7 protein-coding genes and 1 pseudogene are annotated in these 6086 nt (G+C 32.8%); 2 read left to right on the plus strand and 6 right to left on the minus strand.

Going from position 1 to position 6086, the window contains the following annotated elements:
• Positions 1–5: 5 nt before the first annotated feature.
• The 6 genes and pseudogenes from KI230_RS07115 to KI230_RS07140 all read right to left on the minus strand — a co-directional run bounded on the left by KI230_RS07115 (position 6) and on the right by KI230_RS07140 (position 4137).
• Positions 6–485: a dihydrofolate reductase gene (locus KI230_RS07115; RefSeq protein ID WP_000175746.1), complete on the minus strand. Its 480-nt coding sequence runs from the start codon at positions 483–485 to the stop codon at positions 6–8.
• A 199-nt stretch (positions 486–684) separates the two neighbouring features.
• Positions 685–1641 carry a thymidylate synthase gene (locus KI230_RS07120; protein ID WP_000934894.1) on the minus strand — a complete coding sequence of 319 codons (957 nt, stop codon included), beginning with the start codon at positions 1639–1641 and terminating at the stop codon, positions 685–687.
• A gap of 423 nt (positions 1642–2064) precedes the next feature.
• Positions 2065–2502, minus strand: a complete 438-nt coding sequence (brxA, locus tag KI230_RS07125; protein ID WP_214958243.1) for a bacilliredoxin BrxA — start codon at positions 2500–2502, stop codon at positions 2065–2067.
• A 15-nt stretch (positions 2503–2517) separates the two neighbouring features.
• A pseudogene (locus KI230_RS07130) lies at positions 2518–3642 on the minus strand (virulence factor).
• Positions 3643–3679: 37 nt separating this feature from the next.
• Positions 3680–3931, minus strand: a complete 252-nt coding sequence (locus KI230_RS07135; RefSeq protein WP_000691942.1) for a NifU N-terminal domain-containing protein — start codon at positions 3929–3931, stop codon at positions 3680–3682.
• Between the two features lie 11 nt (positions 3932–3942).
• Entirely contained in the window at positions 3943–4137 is a 195-nt protein-coding gene (locus KI230_RS07140; protein WP_001795441.1) for a zinc-finger domain-containing protein, read from the minus strand.
• Between the two features lie 244 nt (positions 4138–4381).
• On the opposite strand from KI230_RS07140, the gene KI230_RS07145 reads away from it, so the two are divergent.
• Both KI230_RS07145 and KI230_RS07150 read left to right on the plus strand, forming a co-directional pair.
• Positions 4382–5086, plus strand: a complete 705-nt coding sequence (locus KI230_RS07145) for a queuosine precursor transporter (RefSeq protein WP_000282171.1) — start codon at positions 4382–4384, stop codon at positions 5084–5086.
• A 540-nt stretch (positions 5087–5626) separates the two neighbouring features.
• Entirely contained in the window at positions 5627–6028 is a 402-nt protein-coding gene (locus KI230_RS07150) for a ribonuclease HI family protein (protein ID WP_001062936.1), read from the plus strand.
• Positions 6029–6086 lie beyond the last annotated feature (58 nt).

Consider the following 6086-nt stretch of genomic DNA (forward strand, 5'->3'; position numbering starts at 1 on the left):
CCCCCTTATTTTTTACGAATTAAATGTAGAAAGGTATGTGGAATTGTATTTTTCTCATCTAGTTTACCTTCAACTGAAGAGGCAACTTCCCAGTCTTCAAATGTATAAGGTGGAAAGAACGTATCACCACGGAATTTACCTTCAATAACAGTAATATACATGTCGTCCACTTTATCAATCATTTCTTCAAATAATGTTTGCCCTCCAAATATGAAAACATGGCCCGGTAGTTGGTAAATATCTTCAATAGAGTGAATTACATCAACGCCCTCTACGTTGAAACTTGTATCTGAAGTAAGTACAACATTTCGACGATTCGGTAGTGGTTTACCAATCGATTCAAATGTCTTACGACCCATTACTAAAGTATGACCTGTTGATAATTTTTTAACATGTTTCAAATCATTTGGTAGGTGCCAAGGTAATTGATTTTCAAAACCAATTACTCGTTGCAAGTCATGTGCAACTAGAATGGATAAAGTCATAATTATCCTCCTTCTTCTATCATTTCATTTTTTATTACTAAGTTATCTTTAATTTAACACAATTTTTATCATAAAGTGTGATAGAAATAATGATTTTGCATAATTTATGAAAACGTTTAACACAAAAAAGTACTTTTTTGCACTTGAAAATACTATGATGTCATTTTGATGTCTATATGGTTAGCTAACTATGCAATGACTACACTGCTATTGGAGCTTTTATTGCTGGATGTGATTCATAGTCAACAATTTCCAAATCTTCATAATTTATGTCGAAAATAGACTTGTCACTGTTAATTTTTAATGTTGGAGGATTGAAGCTTTCACGTGCTAATTGTGTTTGAATCGCATCAATATGATTTGAATAAATATGTGCATCTCCAAATGTATGCACAAATTCTCCTACTTCAAGTCCACATTCTTTGGCAATAAGGTGTGTCAATAAAGCGTAGCTTGCGATATTAAATGGCACACCTAAAAAGATATCTGCGCTACGTTGGTATAACTGGCAACTTAACTTACCATCTTGGACATAAAACTGGAACATGGTATGACAAGGCGGAAGTGCCATTGTATCAATTTCTGTTGGATTCCATGCAGATACGATGTGTCGTCTTGAATCTGGATTATGCTTAATTTGTTCAATTACTGTTTTAAGTTGATCAAAATGATTACCATCTTTATCAACCCAATCTCGCCATTGTTTACCATAAACATTTCCTAAATCACCGAATTGCTTCGCAAAAGTATCATCTTCAAGAATACGTTGCTTAAATTGTTTCATTTGTTCTTTATATTGTTCGTTAAATTCAGGATCACTCAATGCACGATGCCCGAAATCTGTCATATCTGGACCGTTATACTCGTCTGATTTTATATAATTTTCAAAAGCCCATTCGTTCCAAATATTATTATTATATTTTAATAAGTATTGGATGTTTGTATCTCCTTTAATGAACCATAATAATTCGGTTGCTACTAATTTAAAAGAAACTTTCTTTGTCGTTAATAGTGGAAATCCTTTAGATAAGTCAAAGCGAAGTTGATGACCAAATTTCGAAATCGTACCTGTATTTGTGCGATCATTTCGTGTATTTCCTATTTCTAAAACTTCTTCACAAAGACTGTGATATGCTGCATCAAATGAATTCAACATATGCGATAACACCTCATTTTCATTATTTATAGTATGTATATTTAGTTTGATATAACTTAATTTTATGTAGCATTTTGTTATCACTCATTTTAGGAATATGATATTAATATCATGAATTCCGTTACTTTATTTATAAAATGCTGATTAAGTACCTACCACATCGTAACGTGATATATGTTTCCAATTGGTAATTGTTTACCCAAATCTATAACTTTAATGCTAAAAAATTTTAAAAAAGAGGTTAACACATGATTTGAATATTATGTTTGATGTCCTATTAAAACAGTTAAATTTCTAGAAAATATAGTTGGTAAAAACGGACTTTATTTAACAAATAGAATACAACTATATTCTCTATTTTCAATGACAGACACCATTTTTAATATTATAAAATGTGTTAACCTTTATATTTATTTATGTGTACTATTTACAATTTTCGTCAAAGGCATCCTTTAAGTCCATTGCAATGTCATTAATATCTCTACCTTCGATAAATTCTCTAGGCATAAAATAAACTAAATCTTGACCTTTGAATAAAGCATACGAAGGACTAGATGGTGCTTGCTGAATGAATTCTCGCATTGTAGCAGTTGCTTCTTTATCTTGCCCAGCAAAAACTGTAACTGTATTTGTAGGTCTATGTTCATTTTGTGTTGCAACTGCTACTGCAGCTGGTCTTGCTAATCCAGCTGCACAGCCGCATGTAGAGTTAATAACTACAAAAGTAGTGTCATCAGCATTTACTTGGTTCATATACTCCGATACTGCTTCGCTCGTTTCTAAACTTGTAAAACCATTTTGAGTTAATTCGCCACGCATTTGTTGCGCAATTTCTTTCATACAAGCATCATATGCATTCATATTTAATTCCTCCAATTAAATTGTTCTGTTTGCCATTTGTTTCCATACTGAACCAAGTGCCTCATCTCCGTTTTCAATACGAGATATGGCCATTTCAATTTGTAATTTAACTTCAAACGCATTGTCATTAATATGGGCTTTTAGTGCGGGAAGCTGCTCTGCATTACCTTCATCAAAGATAAACATAGCAGCACGCCACCTAACGATTTTCTGTGGATCATCTAATAGTAGCACCATTTCTGGTAGTGCCTCTGGATACCCTAAATCGCTTATGCAATCCCCTGCTGTTCTTCATACAGCAGGACTTTTATCACGAAGCCCCTTATATAAATACGGTAAAATTTCTTTACTTTCAATCATACCTAATAATACAATCGCTTGACGTCTAACCGGTACTTTTTCATCAGATAAAGCTAAATCAAGTAGCGGTATATCTTCAAAAGTCGGCTTTGGAAAATGGTTTAACATTCGTAATCGAGTCTTCCAATTATCAGTTGCATGATATTCATCCAAAGAGACATGTCGATAGAAATGATAATTATTAGTTGCGTGATTTTCTTCTAAAGCATGTTTTACCAATACGGGTAACTGTGATTCTGGATAGGTAGCTAGCACTTCTTCTAGGACACCATCCATTACTTCTTCAATATTTCCATAGCGATTTCCTAAATCTAGCCATTTACGCATAAAAACAATATTGTCATGTGCTGTTTGCGCTTGAGTCATATGATCAACATATGTTTGTGGTAATTGTTCTCTTAATTCTTGGTCAGCAGAAGTTAGCTTAATTTGATACGGTATACCCTTAAAAGTTAATAATTCAGCTTTAATTTCACCAAAATGATTGTCAATTTGAGGTTCATTTACAGATTCTAAAACCTTATTCGCATCAGAAAAAGCAGCTTTAATATCAGGTAATATGACTTCCCAATCAGCTTTTGGTGCCTTATCAACAGCTAAGAAGTTCATGACATGAAAAATGGAAGTGATACCATCTATAGATAACAACTGATTTATAAATCTTGGTTGTGTTTCTTCTACTTTTTTATAAGTATTAGATAACTTGTCTTCTCTTGTATATGACAAAACAACTTTCATTGTATTTGGACTTGGTGTTGGCTCTATACGTAAAATTTCCATATACTTTATTCCCCCCGAATACTAGTTGATGAAAAATTTATTCGAATACAGCCTCTACTTTTGGCAATACTGTTTCCCAATTTGCGTCATTTTCTTTATCTACTGAAATAAAGTCCATAACATGGAAAATTGATTTAACGCCTTCAACCTTTAAGATGTCATTAATAAATGCTGGCTGTGAATCATCAACTTTAGTATACGTATCTGATGTCATACCTTCTCTGCTTTCACTAAGTGTAATCTTCATTGTGTTGTGGTTCGGTGTTTCTGATATAGATATAATTTTCATTTGACTTCCTCCTATTGAAGTTCATTTCCTAATTGTTTTATTTCTTTCCCTATTGAACACTCATTGATACAAAAATGATGCGCCTTCGTTTTCCCCTCTAATTTACGCAGACGAGTTTTGATTGGACATTGATTGCAATAAGTATTCATTAAATCATCTATTTTCGCGAGTGCATTTTGCTCTGAAAAAGTTAAAATACGCGACACTTCCTTTATTACTTCAAAATATTGCAACCTTGTAAATAAGTGTTACTGTTTTAAATTTGACATAAAAATATTATAACATTTTTGACCCTAAGATTTGAATGAAACCTTTTACAATTCTATACGTAAAATGTATTTATATTCAAATGCTATTGCATCGCAAACGATTTTTCAGTAAAATGAGTTAGTTATTTATTGAGCGGTTTCTAAACACCCGCATGATCAAAATTTAGGAGGACATTTTAATATGTATAATGAAATTTTAGGACTAGTTACGTTTATTGCAACGTTCGTGCTTATGGTACTTATGTATCGCTTTTTTGGTAAACAAGGTTTAATTGCATGGGTTGCAATTGGCACAATCATTGCAAACATACAAGTGATTAAAACTGTAGAAATCTTTGGTATTTCAGCAACTTTAGGTAATGTCATGTTTGCTTCTATTTATTTAGCAACAGATATATTAAACGATATTTATGGGCGTAGAGTTGCAAAAAGAGCAGTTTGGTTAGGCTTTTCATCAACATTAATTATGATTATTGTTATGCAATTGTCATTACATTTTATTCCTGCACCAGAAGATATGGCACAAAAAGCATTACACGCAATCTTTGATGTTGTGCCACGTATTGCTTTAGGCTCAATCGTCGCATATATTATTGGTCAACATATTGATGTATTTATCTTTTCACTAATTAAAAAAGTATTTAGTTCTGATAAAACGTTTTTCATCCGTGCATATGGTAGTACATTTTTAAGCTCAATAATTGATACAGCTTTATTTGTAGCTATCGCATTTATCGGAAGTTTACCTGGTACAGTTGTATTTGAAATATTTATTACAACGTACGTACTAAAATTAGCTTCAACAGTTTTCAATGTACCATTTGGATATATTGCTAAATCATTTTATCGTAAAGGTAAGATTGATAAGTTAGATCAAGGCTATTAACGCACTTACCACACTAAAGAATAAGTTTTAAGGGAGTGGGACAGAAATGATATTTTCGCAAAATTTATTTCGTCGTCCCACCCCAACTTGCATTGTCTGTAGAAATTGGGAATACAATTTCTCTTTGTTGGGGTCCATCCCCAACTTGCACATTATTGTAAGCTGACTTTTCGTCAGCTTCTGTGTTGGGGCCCACACCCCAACTCGCATTGCCTGTAGAATTTCTTTTCGAAATTCTCTGTGTTGGGGCCCCTGACTAGAATTGAAAAAAGCTTGTTACAAGCGCATTTTCGTTCAGTCAACTACTGCCAATATAACATAGTAGAGCATAGAACATTGATTTATGTCCCAGCCTGAAGATGATTTTTTTAGGAAGTATATTACAGTACTACTTATTAGAAAATCATCTTTGAATCAGCGAGTATTTTAAACACGTGTTACTTATTTAAGTGATGCGTGTTTTTTAATGGATTACCCAACATATTTTGTATTACAGTAATAGTAACTTTAACTAAGTATTGAATAGAAAGTAGGTTTATTATGGCGAAAATAAATTTTGATGCTGCGACGAAAGGAAATCCAGGCATAAGTACATGTGCCATTGTAATCAAAGAAGATGAGCAGCATTATACATATACACATGAGTTAGGCGAAATGGATAACCACACTGCAGAATGGGCTGCATGTATTTATGCACTAGAACATGCACGTGAATTAAATGTTCAAAACGCACTATTATATACAGACTCAAAGCTAATTGCAGATAGCATTGAAGCTGGTTATGTGAAAAACGCAAATTTCAAACCTTATTTTGATCAAATAGAAATATTTGAAAAAGATTTTGATTTATTATTTGTTAAATGGATACCGAGAGAACAAAACAAAGAAGCGAATCAACACGCTCAACAGGCATTGTATAAATTAATTAAAAAGAATAAATAAAAGGAGCACCGACTGATGTGATGTCAATCGGTGCTCCTCTATTTATCAAAGAAACAAA

It is taken from the genome of Staphylococcus sp. MZ3, from assembly GCF_018622755.1.
Classification (GTDB): domain Bacteria; phylum Bacillota; class Bacilli; order Staphylococcales; family Staphylococcaceae; genus Staphylococcus; species Staphylococcus aureus.

Excerpts from the sequence above, each read along its gene's own strand:
- brxA (WP_214958243.1), bottom strand. The coding sequence starts at position 2,502 with ATGAATGCATATGATGCTTGTATGAAAGAAATTGCGCAACAAATGCGT.
- KI230_RS07150 (WP_001062936.1), top strand. The coding sequence starts at position 5,627 with ATGGCGAAAATAAATTTTGATGCTGCGACGAAAGGAAATCCAGGCATA.
- KI230_RS07115 (WP_000175746.1), bottom strand. The coding sequence starts at position 485 with ATGACTTTATCCATTCTAGTTGCACATGACTTGCAACGAGTAATTGGT.
- KI230_RS07135 (WP_000691942.1), bottom strand. The coding sequence starts at position 3,931 with ATGAAAATTATATCTATATCAGAAACACCGAACCACAACACAATGAAG.
- KI230_RS07145 (WP_000282171.1), top strand. The coding sequence starts at position 4,382 with ATGTATAATGAAATTTTAGGACTAGTTACGTTTATTGCAACGTTCGTG.
- KI230_RS07120 (WP_000934894.1), bottom strand. The coding sequence starts at position 1,641 with ATGTTGAATTCATTTGATGCAGCATATCACAGTCTTTGTGAAGAAGTT.